Genomic DNA, 18,955 nt, shown 5'->3' with positions numbered 1-18,955 from the left:
GCTCATGCAGGTTACGCCCACGCTCAACGAAGGACTTAAGCGCGCCTTCACTGTCGTTGTTCCGTCTGCCGACCTGCAGGCTCGTCGTGCAGCCCGACTCGCTGAAGTTGCGCGCACGATCAAGCTTCCGGGCTTCCGTCCGGGCAAGGTTCCGGCATCTCTCGTCAAGCAGCGTCACGGTGCTGCCGTGAATGCAGAGCTGATGGAAGAAGTCATCAACGACACCGTTGGCAAGCTGGTGCAGGAACAGGATGTTCGTCCGGCCATGCAGCCGAAGGTCGATCTGGTTTCCGCTCCGGACTCCGAGGGCGACCTTGAGTTCAAGATCGAGATGGAAGTTCTGCCAGAAATCGCAGTTCCGGATCTGTCCGGCCTGAAGCTGACGCGTCTGACCTCCAAGGTTGACGAAGAAGTTGTGAACAAGGCTCTGGCTGACCTCGCTCGTCGCAGCCGCAAGTTTGAAGCCATTGAAGAAGATCGCGCTGCCGTAAAGGGCGACGTGGTCTGTGTTGACTTCGTGGGCAAGCTCGATGGCACGCCGTTCGACGGTGGCACGGCTGAGGACGTGAACGTCGAAATCGGCGGCGAAGGCTTTATCCCGGGCTTTGCCGAGCAGATGGAAGGCATGAAGGCCGGGGAAGAGCGCGTGATTAACGTGACGTTCCCGGAAGACTATCAGGCTGAAGAACTGGCTGGTAAGGCCGTGACGTTCGACATCAAGGCGAAGTCCCTGAAGAAGCCTGTCGATCCGGAAATCAACGACGATCTGGCCAAGGACATTGGTCTCGATAGCATTGAGCAGATCCGCTCCCTGATCACGGAGCAGGCTGAAGGCGAGTACAAGCAGCTTTCCCGTCTGCGCATCAAGCGCGAGCTTCTGGACGCCCTGTCCGAGAAGACTGACTTTGAGGCACCGCAGAGCATGGTTGATGCCGAGTTCGGTCAGATCTGGGCTCGCGTCGAACAGGATCGCGAAGCTGGCCGCATGGACGAGGAAGACGCAGGCAAGGACGAAGAGACCCTGCGTGCAGATTATCGTCGCATTGCAGAGCGTCGCGTGAAGCTGGGTCTTCTGCTGGCTGAAATCGGCCGCAAGCAGGAAATCCAGGTGTCCCGCGAGGAACTGCTGGGTGCGATGCAGCAGGAAGCTCAGCGTTATCCGGGTCAGGAAAAGATGGTTTTCGAGTTCTTCTCCAAGAACCCGCAGGCTGTTGAAGGTCTTCGTGGCCCGATCCTGGAAAACAAGGTTGTCGACTATCTGATCGAGCTGGCCGACGTCACTGAAAAAGAAGTGACGCCGGAAGAACTCGCAGAAATCCCGCCTGCAGAGCTCTGAGAGTACTGACGCAGGAAAGGCGGGCACTCCTTGGAGTGCCCGTTTTGCTGTCTGCTCCCTTTGACGGAACGCTCTCCCGGGTCCATGTTAGAGAGTACAGACAGCCCATCGGGCATTGAGGAACAGACAGTATGACCATTGGGGACCGCGATCCCGTCGAGGTGTTCAACAACTCTCTGGTGCCGATGGTAGTCGAACAGACTGCCCGCGGAGAGCGAGCTTTCGACATTTTTTCACGTCTCCTTCAGGAGCGTATCATCTTCCTGACCGGTCCGGTTTACGATCAGGTTGCTTCCCTGATCAGTGCACAGCTCCTTTATCTTGAGAGCGTGAACCCGACCAAGGAAATCTCCTTTTATATCAACAGCCCGGGCGGTGTCGTTTCTGCCGGTCTCGCGATTTATGACACGATGCAGTACATCCGCTGCCCGGTCAGCACGGTCTGCATTGGTCAGGCGGCGTCTATGGGGTCGCTTCTTCTGGCCGGTGGCGAGAAGGGGCATCGTTACTGCCTGCCGAATGCGCGCGTGATGGTGCATCAGCCTTCTGGCGGTGCGCAGGGTCAGGCGTCCGATATCGAAATTCAGGCACGTGAAATCCTGCTGATCCGTCAGCGCCTGAACGAAATTTATCGTGAGCATACAGGTCAGACCTTGGAAGAAATCGAGCGCAAGCTCGAGCGTGACAGTTACCTGTCCGCTGAGGAAGCAAAGGAATTTGGTCTGATCGATGCCGTTGTGCGGCGTCATCCCAATGTGGCTGAAAGCCAGGACTAAGTTCTTTCAGAGGAAAGGGGAGCGGTGTCACTCCCCTTGGAATGCAAAAGCGGCATCCCGATATGCCGCTTTTCATGCCTTGGAGCCTTGGGTTCCGGGGTTGCCGAAGGCTGAGACCTCGGCCTAGAGTTTAAGTGCTTCCGCATGTCTGCTGCCGAAAAGCGGTTGGTGCGTGTGCGAGGGGAAAGAGGAACAGCGATGAGCAACAAATCCGGCGATTCCAAGAACACCCTGTATTGCTCGTTCTGTGGGAAATCCCAGCACGAAGTTCGCAAGCTGATCGCTGGTCCGACAGTTTTCATCTGTGACGAATGTGTTGAGCTTTGCATGGATATCATCCGTGAAGAGCACAAAACGCATCTCGTGAAGTCTCGCGATGGCGTTCCCACGCCAAAAGAGATCTGCAAGGTTCTGGACGATTATGTGATCGGACAGTTCGAGGCCAAGCGCGCGCTTTCGGTAGCTGTTCACAACCACTACAAGCGTCTGGCACATGTCCAGAAGAACAGTGACATCGAAATTGCGAAGTCCAACATTCTTCTGATTGGACCAACCGGTTCGGGTAAGACCCTTCTGGCACAGACGCTGGCTCGTATTCTCGATGTGCCATTCACGATGGCGGATGCCACGACGCTGACCGAAGCTGGTTACGTGGGCGAAGACGTCGAAAACATTATTCTGAAACTGTTGCAATCTGCGGACTACAATGTCGAGCGTGCGCAGCGTGGCATTGTCTATATCGACGAAATCGACAAGATTTCCCGCAAGTCTGACAATCCGTCCATCACCCGGGATGTTTCTGGTGAAGGTGTGCAGCAGGCTCTCCTGAAGCTGATGGAAGGAACGGTTGCGTCTGTCCCTCCGCAGGGTGGCCGCAAGCATCCACAGCAGGAGTTCCTGCAGGTCGACACCACGAACATGCTGTTCATCTGTGGTGGTGCCTTTGCGGGCCTGGACAAGATCATCTCGGCACGCGGAAAAGGTTCCGGCATCGGATTTGGGGCGGATGTGCGTTCTGAAGATGAACGCCGTCTTGGTGCCATTCTTCAGACGGTTGAGCCGGAAGATCTGCTCAAATTTGGTCTTATTCCGGAATTCATCGGACGTTTGCCGGTTATTGCCGCACTGAACGATCTTGATGAATCTGCTCTGATCCAGCTTCTGAGTAAGCCGAAGAACGCTCTGACCAAGTAGTATGGTCGTCTTTTCGAGATGGAAGGGGTCAAGCTGTCCTTCACGGAAGACGCACTCTCCGGCATCGCCAAGCGTGCGATTGAGCGTAAGACCGGTGCTCGTGGTCTTCGCTCCATCATGGAGAACATCCTGCTTGGAACGATGTTCGATCTTCCAGGTCTGGAAGGTGTTGAGGAGGTTGTCATCAATCGTGAAGTGTCGGAGAGCAAGGCCAACCCGGTTTATGTGTACGGGAAGGGTAAAAGCGAGCCGACTGAACAGTCTGCGTGAAGATGTCGAAAAGGCCGTCTTGTCAGTCGGCCTTTTTGTCACAACATTGAAGACAGACGCTGTCTGAGTTCGTGCCTTTTCTGCATGAAGAGACATTACGGTGCTCGCGCCGCCAGGCGGGCGGGGGCCGTAAGATCGTCCCTACGGAGATCAAGTGAATGACTGACGATACCAAGCCCAAGACGCGTCGCCGCACAAAGAAAGTGGACGATGCTACGGTTGTTGAAAAAAAGACCGTCCGCAAGCCTCGTGCGCCTAAGGCCATCAAAGAGGCTGCTCCTGCAGAAGTTGTGACGGAAGCGGCTCCGGCTGTACGTCACGACGTCATGGCTGTCCTTCCGCTGCGAAACATCGTTGTTTTCCCGCATATGATTGTTCCGCTTTTTGTCGGCCGTGAGAAATCCGTAAAGGCTCTCGAGGCAGTCACGCGGGATAGCAAGCAGATCCTGCTCGTCGCACAGAAGGATGTCTCGCAGGACGATCCGTCCGTTGATGATATCTATCGCTACGGAACGGTCTCAACCATTCTTCAGCTTCTCAAGCTGCCGGACGGGACCGTAAAGGTTCTTGTTGAAGGTACGCGGCGGGTTCACATCACCCGACTGTTTGATGTGGACGGCCATTTCGAGGCCGAGGTTGAAGAGATTGCAGATGCGCCGCTTTCTGCGACGCCAGGTAGCGATCTTGAGGCCTTGGGGCGCTCGACGGTTTCCCAGTTCGAACAGTACATCAAGCTCAACAAGAAAATTCCTCCTGAAGTCATGGTCTCGATCAATCAGATCGATGATCTGTCCAAGCTTGCTGATACGATTGCGAGCCATCTGAACCTCAAGATTTCCGAAAAGCAGGAAATTCTTGAAATGCCGTCTGCCGAGCAACGCCTTGAACGGGTTTTTGCTCATATCGAGACTGAAATTGGTGTTCTGCAGGTTGAGAAGCGCATCCGTAACCGCGTGAAGCGGCAGATGGAGAAGACGCAGCGCGAATACTATCTCAACGAGCAGCTCAAGGCGATCCAGAAGGAGCTTGGTGAGGGCGAGGACGGTAAGGATGAACTGGCCGAGCTTGAAGAGAAGATCAACAAGACCCGCCTGAGCCGTGAAGCCAAGGAAAAGGCCCATGCTGAGCTGAAAAAGCTGCGTGGTATGAGCCCGATGTCTGCGGAAAGCACGGTCGTCCGGAATTATCTGGACTGGCTTCTGGGTATTCCGTGGAAAAAGCGTTCCAAGATCACCAAGGAATTCACGCACGCTGAAGGTGTACTCGAGGCTGAGCATTATGGTCTCGAGAAGGTCAAGGAGCGCATCCTTGAATATCTCGCCGTGCAGACTCGGTCTCAGAAGATCAAGGGTCCGATTCTGTGTCTTGTGGGGCCACCAGGTGTTGGCAAGACGTCGCTGGCGCGGTCTATCGCAAAGGCAACAGGGCGTCAGTACGTTCGTATGTCCTTAGGTGGTGTACGCGACGAATCGGAAATTCGCGGGCATCGCCGGACGTATATTGGTTCCATGCCAGGAAAAATTATTCAGGGCATGAAAAAGGCAAAAACGTCCAATCCGCTCTTCCTGCTGGATGAAATCGACAAGCTGGGCGCTGACTGGCGAGGTGATCCGTCTTCCGCACTTCTTGAGGTGCTGGATCCGGAGCAGAACTCCACATTTGCCGATCATTATCTGGAGGTCGATTATGATCTTTCAGATGTGATGTTTGTGACGACGGCCAATAGCCTCAACATGCCTCAGCCGCTTCTGGACCGTATGGAGATCATCAATCTCTCCGGCTACACGGAAGACGAAAAGGTACAGATTGCTCGCCGACACCTGCTGTCGAAGCAGGCCGAGGCTCACAATCTGAAGCCGGATGAATGGACGGTTTCTGATGAGACTCTTCTCGAACTGATCCGGTCTTATACCCGTGAAGCGGGTGTCAGAAATCTCGAGCGTGAGATTGCCCGGCTGGCCCGCAAGGTCGTGAAGGAAATCATCACAACCGGCGTAAAGCATGTTGAGATCACGCCGGAGAACCTTGGCAAATACGCTGGCGTCCGTCGTTTCCGTCACGGGGAAACTGAGACGGAGGATATGGTCGGAGTTGTCACGGGCCTTGCGTGGACGCAGGTTGGTGGTGAAATTCTGACGATTGAAAGTGTCATGGTTCCCGGTAAAGGGCAGGTGAAACAGACGGGTAAGCTGGGTGATGTGATGCAGGAAAGCATCGCGGCAGCCTTGTCTTATGTCCGCTCGCGCGCCCAGGATTTCGGTATTCGGCCGCCGCTTTTTGAAAAGCGGGACATCCACGTTCATCTTCCGGAGGGAGCGACACCGAAGGATGGTCCATCTGCGGGTATTGCGCTTGCAACGTCTCTCGTCAGCATTATGACGCAGATCCCCATTCGCCGGGATGTCGCGATGACGGGCGAAATTACGTTGCGTGGTCGAGTGCTCGAGATTGGTGGTCTCAAGGAAAAGTTGCTGGCTGCGTTGCGTGCCGGAATCAAGACTGTGCTGATTCCGAAGGACAATGAGAAGGACCTCGCAGAGGTTCCTGAGAATGTCCGTCATGCGCTCAAAATCATCCCGGTAGCTCATGTCGATGAGGTGCTGAAGATTGCGCTCACGCGGATGCCAGAGGCGATTGAATGGGATGAAAGCATGGATCCAATGACTGGAATTGCTGGCGAGAAAGCCTCTCCAGCGACACTTCCGCACTAACGGTTGGGTCCTTCTGCGATTCTTACAGTTGACGCGGCCAAAAAGCGCTTCATAGTGCGGCCGCAGATCGAACAAGCACCTGAGCCACAAGACTCTTCGGAGGGAGGCTCAGGTGCTCTAACACCAGAAAGGCACATCATGGAGAAGCCCCTCAACAAGCAGGAACTGATCGCCGCCGTTGCAGACGCCGCCGATCTTCCGAAGGCAAAGGCCAGCGAAGTTGTCGATGCGGTGTTCAGCACGATCGAGAAAACGCTTGCCAAGAAGCAGGAAGTTCGTCTCGTTGGCTTCGGTAGCTTCGTGACCGCTACGCGTAAGGCTGCCAAGGGCCGCAACCCGCGCACGGGCGAAGAGATCGACATTCCGGCATCCACCTCTGTCCGTTTCAAGCCGGGCAAGGGTCTTAAGGACGCCGTAAGCGAATAAAAAAATTCGCTTTTATGGTTCTGGGTGTCTTTACGGGCGCTCAGAACCGTGTATATAGGCCACGTGTTTTCTGAGGGCGATTAGCTCAGCGGTAGAGCGTCTCGTTTACACCGAGAGGGTCGGCAGTTCAATCCTGTCATCGCCCACCACATGAAGACTGACTGTACATATGACCTGGCGTTTCGAGTTTTATGAGACGTTGGGATCGACTTCCGATCTCCTGAAAGAGAAAGCTGAGGCTGGAGCACAAGGCAAGCTCGCCATTCAGGCTTTTTCCCAGACATCCGGGCGCGGAACTCGCGGTAGAAGTTGGGTAGATCCCGGCGGAAACCTAGCAATATCCCTTCTTTTCCGACCTGAGAAATCAATAGATTTTCTGGCTGTAATCCCTTTTCTGACGGCCGTAAGCCTATACGAGACTGCACGGCAGTTCAGTACTGGTGAAGCTGACTTCATGCTGAAATGGCCGAACGATCTTCTGCTCTCTGAACGCAAAATGGCAGGTGTTCTGATCGAAGCAGGCGGAAACGCAGATCGCAAGTGGGTTGTCGTGGGAATTGGGGCAAACCTTCGACAGGCTCCACAAATTGAAGGCCGCCAACTGTCTGCGCTGTCCGAAGTGGCTGCCGCCCCTGATTCCGCAGTTTTTGGGCGCGATCTAACCCTTCAAATGGATCGCTGGATCGGTTTATGGGAGGCAGAAGGATTTGCCCCCATTCGAGAGGCATGGCTTGAACGTGCCCATCCTGTCGGACGTCATCTTGCGGTTCAGCGTAGTGAAACATATATATCAGGTTCATTTTCAGGGTTGGATGAGCAGGGGCGTCTGCTTCTCGCTCTCCCAAATGGTGAGACCATACCGGTTGTAACCGGCGATATCCTGCTGGACTGAAGGACCGGATCGAAACGTGCTTCTCGTCATTGATGCTGGCAACACCAACGTTGTGTTTGCAGTCCACGATGGATCGTCGTGGGCCGGTCAATGGCGTATGTCCACGAGCGACTCCCGCACTGCTGACGAATACGCCGTCTGGCTTCTGGGTCTGTTTGACCGCATTGGGCTGAATGCCGGCTCCATCACACGTGCCATTATTGGAACTGTTGTACCTGCGGCATTATACGACCTGCGTCGTTTCTGTCGGCAGTGGCTGGATGTTGAGCCGCTTGTGGCGAATGCGGGGCTGGACTGGGGCATAGAGGCGCTGGTTGATAATCCGTCCGAACTTGGAGCAGACCGCCGTTTGAACGGTCTTGCAGCCCAGCACTTTTACGGTGGTCCTCTCATTGTTGTTGATTTTGGCACGGCAACGACGTTTGATGTCGTGAATGAACACGGCCAGTACTGTGGTGGAGCGATTGCTCCGGGCGTCAATCTTTCCATCGACGCCTTGCACAGAGCGGCTGCCCGCCTGCCACGTATGAGCATCGGGCGCCCTCTGAACGCTATTGGTCGAAGCACAAGCGTTGCCATGCGTTCCGGACTCTTCTGGGGCTATGTTGGCCTGGTTGAAGGGATCGTAGGAAGAATTTCCGAAGAAATGGGCGAACGCCCCAAGATTATTGCAACGGGTGGCCTTGCGCCTCTGTTTTCAGAGGGCACCAACCTGTTTGACGTGATGGCCCCGGATTTGACCCTGGATGGCCTCCGTCTTCTGGCTGATCGTAATGCGATGACGATGCACACCAATTCCCCCGAAGGCATGTAGGCTTTCGGCAATGAATATCACTGATGATGTTAACACACGTAAGGAACAACTATGACGGATACACCTGACGGTTTGTCCTTCCTGCCTCTGGGCGGGACGGGCGAGATCGGCATGAATTTCAATCTTTATCGCCTCACAAAAAATAATAAGGAAACCTGGCTCGCCATCGATTGTGGCATTGGTTTCTCGGGCAACGATACGCCTGAAGCCGAAGTGCTTATGCCAGATCCGACGTTTATTGCGGATCGAGCAAAAGACCTCTGCGGCCTTGTCATTACCCATGCTCATGAAGATCACCTGGGCGCGGTAGCCCATCTGTGGCCATATCTGCGCTGCCCGGTCTATGCCACGCCGTTCGCTGCGGCCGTCCTGCGCCGTAAGCTGCATGAGGCTCACCTGGTCCATCAGGTGAAAATCCATGTTGTGATGCCGGGATCGCGCTTCCATGTGGGGCCGTTTGATCTTCAGTTCGTCTCGGTAACCCACTCTGTCGCCGAGGCGCAGGCTGTCGCTCTTCGGACGCCGCATGGTCTCATCGTTCATACGGGTGACTGGAAGCTCGACGAGAACCCGCTGGTCGGCCCGAAGACGGATCTAGAAGAGTTCGGTCGCCTCGGGGACGAGGGCGTTCTGGCGATGGTGGGTGACAGTACCAACGTCATGAAGGAAGGTCGCTCAGAGTCCGAAGCTGATGTCCGTAAAGGCCTGACGGATCTGATTACAAGTCTTCAGGGGCGTGTGGCTGTAACGTGCTTTGCCAGTAACGTAGCGCGCGTTGAGAGCATTGCGAAGGCTGCCATGGCGGCTGGTCGTGCGGTCATGATCGTCGGTCGTTCCCTGCGCAATCTTGAAACGGCTGCTCGTGAGTGCGGTTACTTCAGCGATCTGCCACCGTTTCTGACGGAGCAGGATGCGCGCGACATCCATGATGACAATCTTCTGATGATCATCACAGGAAGTCAGGGTGAGCCTCGTTCGGCTCTGTCCCGTATCGCCTCTGATACCCATCCGAACATTTCCCTCGGTGAGGGTGACACGGTTATTTACAGTTCGCGTGTTATCCCGGGGAACGAGCAGGCTGTTATGGCCGTGCAGGATAACCTGTCCCGTCGTGGCGTGACTGTTCTGACGGACAAGGACGCCAAAGTTCATACGTCCGGCCATGCAACGGGCGATGATATTCGTGTCCTGTATGGCATCGTCCGGCCGAAATATAGCATTCCAACCCATGGTGAATGGCGCCATCTGACGGCTCACGCGGCTCTGGCCCATGAAATGGGTTCTGAACCGATTCTGCTGGAAGATGGCGATATCCTGAACCTGTCTCCGGGCGAAGTGAAGGTTGTTGATACGGCACCGACTGGTCGCTTGGCTCTGGATGGTGGTCGTCTTCTGCCCATGACGGGTGGCGTTCTGGCGGCACGCCGCAAGATGCTCTTCAATGGCATGGTCATTGCCAGCTTCGCTGTGGATGACGAAGGCTATGTGATCGGCGAGCCGAAGATCAGCGCGCCTGGTCTGCTTGAAGCGGAAGATCCGGAAAGCATTCGCATTCAGGAAGAATTCGCTGATTCCATTGACGAAATCCCGGATGAGCTGCGACAGGACGACACGGCATTCCGTGACGCAGCCAAGACGGCCCTGCGCCGGGCACTGGGGCGCAAGCTTCAGAAGCGTCCGCTTGTCGATGTTCATCTGCTGCGCGTCTAAGAGAAGAAATAGAGTATGCGTCTGAGTAAAGCCTTTCAGCCGACGCTGAAGGAAGTCCCGGCGGAGGCGCAGATTGCGTCTCATCGCCTCATGCTGCGTGCAGGTCTGGTTCGTCAGACATCGTCCGGTATTTACGCCTGGCTGCCGGCTGGTCTGCGCGTTCTGCGGAACATCGAGCAGATCATCCGTGAAGAGCAGGATACCATTGGCGCTCAGGAAGTCCTGATGCCGACGCTTCAGTCTGCCGATCTGTGGCGCCGTTCGGGGCGTTATGACGCTTACGGTCCGGAGATGCTGCGGATTCAGGACCGGCATGGTCGTGAGCTGCTTTATGGACCGACCAATGAGGAAATGATCACGGATATCTTCGGATCGTCCGTGAATTCCTACAAACAGCTTCCCAAGGCGCTGTACCACATTCAGTGGAAGTTCCGTGATGAGGTTCGTCCGCGCTTCGGTGTGATGCGTGGCCGTGAGTTCCTCATGAAGGATGCCTATTCCTTCGATGCGGACTATCAGGGCGCGGTTAACAGTTATCGCCGCATGATGCTGTCTTATCTGCGGATCTTCCAGCGTCTTGGCGTCCGTGCTGTTCCGATGGTTGCTGATACCGGCCCGATTGGTGGTGATCTCAGCCATGAGTTTCTGGTTCTGGCACCGACAGGTGAAAGCGGCGTGTTCTTTGACGCCGCTCTTGAAGAGCAGGATTGGCTGGGTCGTCCGGTAGACTGCGACAACGAGGAAGATCTCGCCGCATTCTTCTCGTCCGTGACGGATCACTACGCCGCAACGGATGAGAAGCACGACGAGGCTGCCTGGGCGGAAGTGCCGGATGACCGGAAACGGGAAGGGCGTGGCATCGAAGTGGGCCATATCTTCTACTTCGGCACCAAGTACACGGAATCCATGGGTATCGAAGTCAGTGGTGCCGATGGGGCGAAATTCTCGCCTCATATGGGCTCTTATGGCGTTGGTGTGTCCCGTCTGGTTGGCGCGATCATTGAGGCCTCCCATGACGACGCTGGTATCATCTGGCCGGATTCAGTCGCGCCGTACAAAGCTGCGATCCTGAACCTGCGTCCAGGTGACGAAGCCTGCGATGCAATCTGCGAAGAGATCTACAGGGCTGATCCAGAGAATTTCATGTACGATGACCGCTCCGAGCGTGCAGGCGTGAAGTTCAATGATGCCGACCTGATGGGCCATCCCTGGCAGATCATCGTTGGTCCGCGCGGTGCCAAGGAAGGCAAGGTTGAACTGAAGCGCCGTGCAGACGGTGAGCGGTTCGAACTGCCGGTGGCTGAAGCGCTGGCCAAGATCGGAGCTGCCTGATGTTCGGCCGCTTCGAGCGTATGGTGGCGGGGCGCTATCTGCGTGCCCGCCGTGGCGAACGCTTCGCCTCGATCATTGCAGTTTTCTCATTGGTCGGAATTGCGCTCGGGGTGGCCACGCTCATCATCGTTATGTCGGTGATGAATGGGTTCAAGGCTGATCTGATGGGGCGGATCCTTGGCCTGCACGGTGATCTCACCGTGTTTGGTTATGGCCGCCCTATTGAAGCCTATCAGAACGACGTGGAGGCTATCCGCTCTGTCCCTGGGGTGAAGTCTGTCATTCCCATGGCGCAGGGGACTGTACTGGTCGAAGCTGGTCGTTATTCAACTGGCGCGGAAGTTCAGGGCGTCGCTCAGCAGGATCTTCGTGATTGGCGCGCTCTGAGTAGCGGTATCATCACTGGCTCGATTGATCGCTTCACCGGTGACGATGCTGTTGCCATCGGGACGACCATGGCGGATCGCGCTGGCCTGACGGTCGGTTCTCCGATCACGCTGCTGTCTCCGGATGGGCAGGCTACTCCATTTGGTACGATGCCGCGCGTGAAGACGTATCATGTGGCCGCGATCTTCGATGCCAACTGGAACGACTATAATTCGAATATCGTTCTGGTGCCGCTTCCTGCCGCACAGAAGTTTTTGATGCTCGGGAATGCCGTTTCCCTGATCCAGGTCTCGACCAACGACCCGTCGAACGTCCAGTCTACGCGTCAGGCCATTGCACAGCGCCTTGATGATCCGCGTCTTCGGGTTCTGGACTGGACGCAGAGCGCGAATGGTTTTCTGGACGCTGTCACGGTCGAGCAGAACGTTATGTTCCTCATCCTGACGCTTATCATTCTGGTTGCTGCCTTCAATGTGATTTCCTCTCTCATCATGATGGTGAAGGACAAGACGCGCGATATCGCCGTTCTGCGAACGCTCGGTGCGAGCCGTGGAGCGATCATGCGAATCTTCCTGATGAACGGTGCTTTTGTCGGGATTGTTGGGACTGCCGCCGGGTCTGCGTTGGGTATTGCTTTCGCGTTGAATATCGAACGTATCCGCCAGTGGCTCCAATCTCTGACGGGCACCAATCTTTTTAACCCGGAAGTCTATTTTCTTGAGAGGCTTCCGGCGAAACTGGTCTGGTCGCAGGTTGGGGAAGTGATCGCCATGTCACTGGTGCTGTCGCTTCTGGCGACACTTTATCCGTCCTGGAGAGCCGCCCGAACTGATCCAATCGAGGCACTTCGTCATGAGTGAAGCCCGGATGACGGCCTTAAGGCTGGAAAATCTGACCCGTCGTTTCCAGTCTGGTGAAGAAACGCTGGAAATTCTTTCTGGAGCAGATTTTTCGTTGTTTTCCGGCGAGATCGTAGCCCTCGTTGCTCCCAGCGGAACGGGTAAGTCCACGCTGCTTCATCTGGCTGGCCTGCTTGAGGCACCTACTGAAGGTGCAGTTTATATTGATGAAAAGCCGGTCAGTGGGCTGAGCGATACCGTACGAACTGCGGTGCGCCGGGACCAGATCGGTTTCGTGTACCAGTTTCATCATTTGCTGGGCGAGTTCACGGCCTGTGAGAATGTGATGCTGCCTCAGTTGGTAGCGGGCGTTTCTGCAAAAGCCGCGAAAGCACGTGCTGAGGATCTGCTGGGTCGTTTTGGGTTGTCTCACCGTCTCAACTCGTTGCCTGGGCGTCTTTCCGGTGGGGAGCAGCAGCGCACGGCAATTGCGCGCGCGCTGGCAAACCGTCCAAAACTTCTTCTGGCCGATGAACCCACTGGAAATCTCGATGTCGCTACATCAGACCATGTGTTTGATGAATTGCTGCGCGTGGTACGGGAAGAGGGCGTTGCGGCGCTGATTGCAACGCATAACAAGGAATTGGCTGCACGGATGGATCGTACGGTCACGTTGCGGGGTGGAAAGCTCGTCGCGTTCTGAACTGGCACGGAGTGGCGAGAAGGGCGCTGCATCTGCTCGCTGGTCCTGATAGAATGATCGCATGTCTCATGCCGATTTCGTTCATCTTCGTAATCATTCCGCGTATTCCCTGAGCCAAGGGGCCATCCGCATTTCCGATCTCGTCGGTTTGGCGGCCAAAAATGCTATGCCTGCCGTCGCCCTGACGGATAGTGGCAACCTTTTTGGAGCGCTCGAATTTTCTCTGTACTGCCGCAATGCAGGTGTTCAGCCTATTGTTGGCTGCCAGCTTTCTCTTCCGCCGCGCAGTACAAAACCGGGTGCGCCCTCCGAGCCGCTGGTGGTCCTTGCCCGGAATGAGACAGGACTCGCCAATCTTCAGATCCTGTCCTCGCACGGGTTTCTAAACGGCGATCCTGCTGATCCAACTGTTGCCGTAGACGTGCTGTGCCAACATGCGGACGGCCTGTTTCTGCTGACGGGCGGTAATCGTGGGCCCATCAACCGGTTAATTTATGATGAGCAGAAAGACGAGGCGGAGGAACTGCTTCGTCGACTGGCTGAGGCATTCCCCGGCAATGTCGCAGTTGAACTGAACCGTTTGGGCGAGAACGGGGAGCGGGAAATCGAGAGCGTCCTGATTCCTCTGGCGGATAAGCTCGACATTCCACTTGTTGCGACCAATGAATGCTTCTTCCCGACGGCACAGATGCATGAAGCGCATGATGCGCTGATCTGTATCGCGCAGGGACGGACAATGGCAGAGGCTGATCGCTGGCATGTCTCGCCACAGAGTTGGTTCAAAACGCCCGCTGAAATGCGTGAGCTTTTCAAAGATCTGCCGGAGGCCTGCGACAATACCCTCATCATTGCGCAGAAATGCGCCGTTGCAGCCTGCACTCGTAAGCCTCTGCTGCCAATTTGCCCCAAGGTCCGTGAGGGATCGACTGAGGAAGAGACACTTCGAGCCATGGCCTGGGAAGGGCTGGAAAAGCGGCTTGAGGCGATTGATGCGGATGAAGACAAGCGCAAAATCTACTCCGAGCGCCTCCAGACGGAGCTCGACATCATCGCGAAGATGGGTTTCCCCGGTTACTTTCTGATCGTTGCCGACTTCATTCAGTGGGCCAAGGCACATGATATTCCCGTGGGGCCGGGACGCGGGTCAGGCGCTGGCTCGCTGGCGGCTTACGCCCTGACCATTACCGACATTGATCCGCTTCCGTTTGGGCTCCTGTTCGAGCGCTTTCTGAACCCGGAACGTGTGTCGATGCCTGATTTCGATATCGACTTCTGTCAGGATCGTCGCGATGAAGTCATCCGATATGTCCGCGAGGAATATGGCGGAAGTCGCGTAGCGCAGATCATCACTTTCGGAAAGCTGCAGGCCAAAGCTGCTGTCAGGGACGTCGGACGTGTGCTGGGTTTGCCCTATGGTATGGTTAATCGCGTTGCCGAGCTTATCCCGAACAATCCTGCCAAGCCCGTTACTCTTGCACAGGCGATCGAAGGCGAGCCTCGCCTTCAGGAAATGCGGGACAGCGACGAGGCTCTGAAGCGTCTTCTGGAAATCGCTCTTCAGCTTGAGGGTCTTTATCGCCACGCGTCCACTCATGCCGCAGGTGTGGTGATTGGAGACCGTGAGCTGGTCGAACTTGTGCCGCTCTATCGTGACCCCAAGAGCGACATGCTTGTTACTCAGTACAACATGAAATTTGTGGAGCAGGCCGGTCTTGTGAAGTTCGACTTCCTTGGCCTGACGACACTGACGATTCTAAAGAGAGGTCTGGATTTCCTTGAAGAACAAGGAATTATCGTAGATCTCTCACGTATTCCTTTAGATGACGCCAAAACCTTCGACATGCTTGCCAAGGGCGATACGGCCGGCGTGTTCCAGTTCGAAGGTGCTGGCATGCGGGATATGCTCAAACAGATGGCTGCCAGCCGTCTGGAAGATCTGATCGCGGGGGTATCCCTGTATCGTCCGGGACCAATGGCCAACATTCCGGATTACTGCCGTCGCAAGCATGGTGAGCCGTGGGAGCCACCGCACGAGGAAATCCGTGACATCCTTGAAGAGACCTATGGCATCATGGTCTATCAGGAACAGGTCATGCAGATTGCCCAGAAGATGGCGGGTTACAGTCTGGGTGGTGCTGATCTTCTGAGACGTGCCATGGGCAAGAAGATCGCGTCTGAAATGGAGAAGCAGCGCGAGATCTTTACTGAAGGCGCGACGGCCAGAGGAATACCTAAAGACAAAGCCGTCGAAGTCTTTGATCTTATGGCTCGTTTTGCTGATTACGGCTTCAACAAGTCTCATGCTGCGGCCTATGCGCTGGTCTCGTATCAGACAGCCTGGATGAAGGCGAACTATCCCGTTGCCTTCCTTGCCGGCTGTATGTCATTGGCCCGGGAAAAGACTGACAAGCTGGCTGCTCTCTGCCAGGAAGCCAGGCGGATGAAAATTCCTGTCCTTCCTGTCGATATCAACAAGTCGATGGCCGACTTCTCCATCGAGACACTTGAAGACGGTCGACAGGGGATCCGATACGCACTGTCTGCGATCAAGCGCGTCGGTGCAGCCGCGATGGAGTCCGTCGTTGCTGCCCGGGGGACCAAACCTTTCCAGGATCTTACGGATTTCGCAGAACGGTGTGATCCAAAGAGTCTGAATAAGATACAGATAGAAAGTCTTGCAAAATCAGGAGCTTTCGACAGCCTTCTTAAGGAACGTCATATTGTTTTTTCCAGTGCTGACATCCTGTTACGTCGTGCGCAGTCGCGCGCCCAGGAACAGCAGATGGGCCAGACTGGACTGTTCGGCGGAAGCGGTCAGGATCGCGAAATTCTAAGACTGAATGAAGGGCGTCCTTGGCCCGATTTTGAACGCCTGTCGCTTGAGGCATCCGCTATCGGCTTCCACATGAGTGCCCATCCGCTGGATGCCTATCGCACGGTTCTCAGAAAGCTGGGTGTTACGCCGTCTAACGCGCTAGAAAATGCTGCAAAAACAGGGACTATGCGCGTAAAGATCGCAGGATGCGTTGTTGATAAGAAAGAGCGTCCGACGCGAACCGGCAAGAAGATGGCATGGGTCAATCTTTCGGATAGTGGTGGTGGCTGTGAGGTCACGCTTTTCGCGGAAACCCTGACATCATGTCGTGAGCTTCTGGTTGCTGGACAGGCCATTCTTGTTCAGGCGGAACTCAAACTTGATGGAGATGCCCTGCGGATCACGGCGCAGAGCGTTATGGATCTTGAAACGGCCGCCGCTGCTGAGCGATCCGAAATGCGTGTATGGCTGAAGCAGATGGATGCACTTCCAACGCTTTCTGAAATGCTTGCAGACATGCGGGGAGGCCATGGAAAGGTCGTGTTTCTGCCTTCTCTTGAAGAAACGAGAGATGTGGAAATTGCGCTTCCTGGCACATATCGCGTGACACCCCGTCTTGCGGAACGTCTGCGGACCGTTCGTGGTGTCGAGAAGGCTGAACAGCGCTGATCTGGCGGAAATCCCTTGCAATCTGGCTGAAGATCGGCCATATCGCGCTCGTCCGCTGGCATCCCGCATGGGAGAAGGCGGTCAATCCGCACGCATGGCCCTGAGGTTTTCTGGTGTTCCGCAAGGAGCGTCGCCATGCGGAGGTCCAACCAGATGCTAGGAATTTGAATCATGGCAATGCCAGAATTCACCATGCGCCAGCTGCTTGAAGCCGGCGTTCACTTCGGTCACCACACCCGCCGCTGGAACCCGGCAATGGCGCCGTACCTGTTCGGTGTTCGTAACCAGGTCCACATTATCGATCTGCAGCAGACGGTTCCGCTGCTTGACCGCGCTCTGAAGCTGGTCCGTGAAACCGTTGCCAACGGTGGTCGTGTCCTGTTCGTTGGTACGAAGCGCGCTGCTGCTGAGCATGTTGCTGAAGCTGCACAGCGTTGCGGCCAGTACTATGTGAACCACCGCTGGCTCGGCGGCATGCTGACGAACTGGAAGACCATCACGGGTTCCATCAAGCGTCTGCGCCAGATTGACGAGATGCTGAGTGGTGACACGGCTGGTCTGACGAAGAAAGAAGTTCTCGACATCACGCGTGACCGTGAGAAGCTCGAGCGTTCTCTCGGCGGCATCAAGGAAATGGGCGGCCTGCCGGATCTGATCTTCGTGATCGATACGAACAAGGAAAAGCTGGCTGTTGAAGAAGCCAACAAGCTGGGCATTCCGGTCATCGGCATTCTGGACAGCAACTCCAACCCGGCTGGCATCACGTTCCCGATCCCGGGCAACGACGATGCGATCCGTGCGATCACGCTGTATTGCGACCTGATCTCCGGTGCAGTTCTGGACGGCATTTCCGCTGAACTGGCTGCTTCGGGTCATGATATCGGCGCTGAAGAAGAACTGCCGGCTGAGACGGCTGTTCTGGAAGCTGCTGAAGAGCAGGCTCCAGCCGCTAACTGAGACAGCATGCCGTGTCATCTCTGAAGATACGGCAACTGAAAAACATGCATGCGGCCGGGCGTTTACGCTCGGCCGCATGATCTTTTCGAGGGATAAGAGAACATGGCAGAAATCACCGCAGCCCTGGTTCGCGAACTGCGCGAGAAGACCGGCGCAGGCATGATGGATTGCAAGAAGGCTCTGACGGAAGCTGCTGCTGACATGGAAGCAGCCATTGACTGGCTGCGCACCAAGGGTCTGTCCCAGGCTGCCAAGAAGTCTGGCCGTACCACGGCTGAAGGTCTTGTTGGTGTCGTTTCCGGCGAAAACCGCGCCGCCATGGTCGAAGTTAACGCTGAGACGGACTTTGTTGGCCGTAACGAAGCATTCCAGGCATTCGTTGAGCAGGTTGCTCATGTTGCTCTGGAAGTTGGCGAAGACCTGGAAGCCATCAAGGCTGCCAAGGTTCCGTCCGGCCGTACGGTTGCTGACGAACTGACGCACCTGATCGCTACGATCGGCGAGAACATGTCGATCCGTCGCGCTCGCGTTCTGTCCGTTGAGTCCGGTGTTGTTGCCAGCTACGTTCACAGCGCACTGCGTCCGGGCATTGGCAAGATCGGCGTTCTCGCAGCTCTTGAAGCTCAGTCTGAATCCGAAGCTCTCCTGACGCTCGGCCGCCAGATCGGCATGCACGTTGCTGCAACCCGTCCAGCTGCTCTGGACGTTGCAAGCGTTGATCCGGAAGCCCTGGAGCGTGAGCGCGCTGTTCTGATCGAACAGGCTCGTGATTCCGGCAAGCCAGAAGCTATTATCGAGAAGATGGTCGAAGGTCGTATCCGCAAGTTCTATGAAGAAGTTGTTCTTCTGGAGCAGGTCTGGGTTCTCGACGGTGAAAACCGCGTTTCCAAGATTGTGGACAAGGCTGGTGCGAAGCTCGTTGGCTTCGAGCGCTTCCAGCTTGGCGAAGGCATCGAGAAGGAAGAGAACGATTTTGCTGCTGAAGTAGCTGCTGCTGCTGGCACGAAGTAAGATCTTTCTTCTTTTCCGACCGACAGGCTTGCCTGTTCGGCCGGAACCGAAAGAGACTGGAAACTCCCGTGCGGTACTCGTGCGGGAGTTTTTCTGTTTTCCGGACATTTTTT

13 protein-coding genes, 1 tRNA gene and 1 pseudogene are annotated in these 18,955 nt (G+C 55.7%); all 15 read left to right on the top strand.

What is annotated here, in order from left to right; genetic code table 11:
- Positions 1–4: 4 nt before the first annotated feature.
- The gene (gene tig / locus B7444_RS00650) at positions 5–1,336 is read left to right on the top strand and encodes a trigger factor (protein ID WP_007282116.1); all 1,332 of its coding nucleotides are present in this window, start codon (positions 5–7) and stop codon (positions 1,334–1,336) included.
- A 131-nt stretch (positions 1,337–1,467) separates the two neighbouring features.
- Positions 1,468–2,112 (top strand): ATP-dependent Clp protease proteolytic subunit, encoded by a 645-nt coding sequence (locus B7444_RS00645; RefSeq protein ID WP_007282115.1) that lies wholly within the window; start codon positions 1,468–1,470, stop codon positions 2,110–2,112.
- 198 nt (positions 2,113–2,310) lie between these two features.
- Positions 2,311–3,576, top strand: a pseudogene (gene clpX / locus B7444_RS00640) (ATP-dependent Clp protease ATP-binding subunit ClpX).
- 158 nt (positions 3,577–3,734) lie between these two features.
- Positions 3,735–6,287: an endopeptidase La gene (gene lon, locus B7444_RS00635; protein WP_007282111.1), complete on the top strand. Its 2,553-nt coding sequence runs from the start codon at positions 3,735–3,737 to the stop codon at positions 6,285–6,287.
- 138 nt (positions 6,288–6,425) lie between these two features.
- On the top strand, positions 6,426–6,713 hold the full coding sequence (locus tag B7444_RS00630) for an HU family DNA-binding protein (RefSeq protein ID WP_007282110.1): 288 nt from the start codon (positions 6,426–6,428) through the stop codon (positions 6,711–6,713).
- Between the two features lie 74 nt (positions 6,714–6,787).
- A tRNA-Val gene (locus B7444_RS00625) sits at positions 6,788–6,862 on the top strand.
- Between the two features lie 20 nt (positions 6,863–6,882).
- On the top strand, positions 6,883–7,605 hold the full coding sequence (locus B7444_RS00620; protein WP_007282109.1) for a biotin--[acetyl-CoA-carboxylase] ligase: 723 nt from the start codon (positions 6,883–6,885) through the stop codon (positions 7,603–7,605).
- Positions 7,606–7,621: 16 nt separating this feature from the next.
- On the top strand, positions 7,622–8,419 hold the full coding sequence (locus tag B7444_RS00615) for a type III pantothenate kinase (protein WP_007282108.1): 798 nt from the start codon (positions 7,622–7,624) through the stop codon (positions 8,417–8,419).
- Positions 8,420–8,470: 51 nt separating this feature from the next.
- Positions 8,471–10,129, top strand: a complete 1,659-nt coding sequence (locus tag B7444_RS00610; protein WP_007282107.1) for a ribonuclease J — start codon at positions 8,471–8,473, stop codon at positions 10,127–10,129.
- A gap of 15 nt (positions 10,130–10,144) precedes the next feature.
- Positions 10,145–11,461 carry a proline--tRNA ligase gene (gene proS / locus B7444_RS00605; RefSeq protein WP_007282106.1) on the top strand — a complete coding sequence of 439 codons (1,317 nt, stop codon included), beginning with the start codon at positions 10,145–10,147 and terminating at the stop codon, positions 11,459–11,461.
- Positions 11,461–12,708 (top strand): lipoprotein-releasing ABC transporter permease subunit, encoded by a 1,248-nt coding sequence (locus tag B7444_RS00600; protein ID WP_007282105.1) that lies wholly within the window; start codon positions 11,461–11,463, stop codon positions 12,706–12,708. Before proS ends, B7444_RS00600 begins: the two co-directional genes overlap by 1 nt.
- Positions 12,701–13,390: an ABC transporter ATP-binding protein gene (locus B7444_RS00595; protein ID WP_007282104.1), complete on the top strand. Its 690-nt coding sequence runs from the start codon at positions 12,701–12,703 to the stop codon at positions 13,388–13,390. The genes B7444_RS00600 and B7444_RS00595 overlap by 8 nt, the downstream gene beginning before the upstream one ends.
- Before the next feature lie 61 nt (positions 13,391–13,451).
- Entirely contained in the window at positions 13,452–16,874 is a 3,423-nt protein-coding gene (gene dnaE / locus B7444_RS00590; RefSeq protein WP_007282103.1) for a DNA polymerase III subunit alpha, read from the top strand.
- A 171-nt stretch (positions 16,875–17,045) separates the two neighbouring features.
- Entirely contained in the window at positions 17,046–17,831 is a 786-nt protein-coding gene (gene rpsB, locus B7444_RS00585) for a 30S ribosomal protein S2 (RefSeq protein ID WP_007282102.1), read from the top strand.
- Positions 17,832–17,933: 102 nt separating this feature from the next.
- The gene (gene tsf / locus B7444_RS00580; protein WP_007282101.1) at positions 17,934–18,842 is read left to right on the top strand and encodes a translation elongation factor Ts; all 909 of its coding nucleotides are present in this window, start codon (positions 17,934–17,936) and stop codon (positions 18,840–18,842) included.
- Positions 18,843–18,955 lie beyond the last annotated feature (113 nt).

It is taken from the genome of Gluconobacter thailandicus F149-1 = NBRC 100600 (assembly GCF_000964465.1).
Taxonomy (GTDB): Bacteria; Pseudomonadota; Alphaproteobacteria; order Acetobacterales; family Acetobacteraceae; genus Gluconobacter; species Gluconobacter thailandicus.
This window is presented reverse-complemented; position numbering and strand designations above follow the sequence as displayed.

Excerpts from the sequence above, each read along its gene's own strand:
- dnaE (WP_007282103.1), top strand. The coding sequence starts at position 13,452 with ATGTCTCATGCCGATTTCGTTCATCTTCGTAATCATTCCGCGTATTCC.
- B7444_RS00600 (WP_007282105.1), top strand. The coding sequence starts at position 11,461 with ATGTTCGGCCGCTTCGAGCGTATGGTGGCGGGGCGCTATCTGCGTGCC.
- proS (WP_007282106.1), top strand. The coding sequence starts at position 10,145 with ATGCGTCTGAGTAAAGCCTTTCAGCCGACGCTGAAGGAAGTCCCGGCG.
- B7444_RS00630 (WP_007282110.1), top strand. The coding sequence starts at position 6,426 with ATGGAGAAGCCCCTCAACAAGCAGGAACTGATCGCCGCCGTTGCAGAC.
- lon (WP_007282111.1), top strand. The coding sequence starts at position 3,735 with ATGACTGACGATACCAAGCCCAAGACGCGTCGCCGCACAAAGAAAGTG.
- B7444_RS00595 (WP_007282104.1), top strand. The coding sequence starts at position 12,701 with ATGAGTGAAGCCCGGATGACGGCCTTAAGGCTGGAAAATCTGACCCGT.
- B7444_RS00645 (WP_007282115.1), top strand. The coding sequence starts at position 1,468 with ATGACCATTGGGGACCGCGATCCCGTCGAGGTGTTCAACAACTCTCTG.
- tig (WP_007282116.1), top strand. The coding sequence starts at position 5 with ATGCAGGTTACGCCCACGCTCAACGAAGGACTTAAGCGCGCCTTCACT.
- rpsB (WP_007282102.1), top strand. The coding sequence starts at position 17,046 with ATGGCAATGCCAGAATTCACCATGCGCCAGCTGCTTGAAGCCGGCGTT.
- tsf (WP_007282101.1), top strand. The coding sequence starts at position 17,934 with ATGGCAGAAATCACCGCAGCCCTGGTTCGCGAACTGCGCGAGAAGACC.
- B7444_RS00610 (WP_007282107.1), top strand. The coding sequence starts at position 8,471 with ATGACGGATACACCTGACGGTTTGTCCTTCCTGCCTCTGGGCGGGACG.
- B7444_RS00620 (WP_007282109.1), top strand. The coding sequence starts at position 6,883 with ATGACCTGGCGTTTCGAGTTTTATGAGACGTTGGGATCGACTTCCGAT.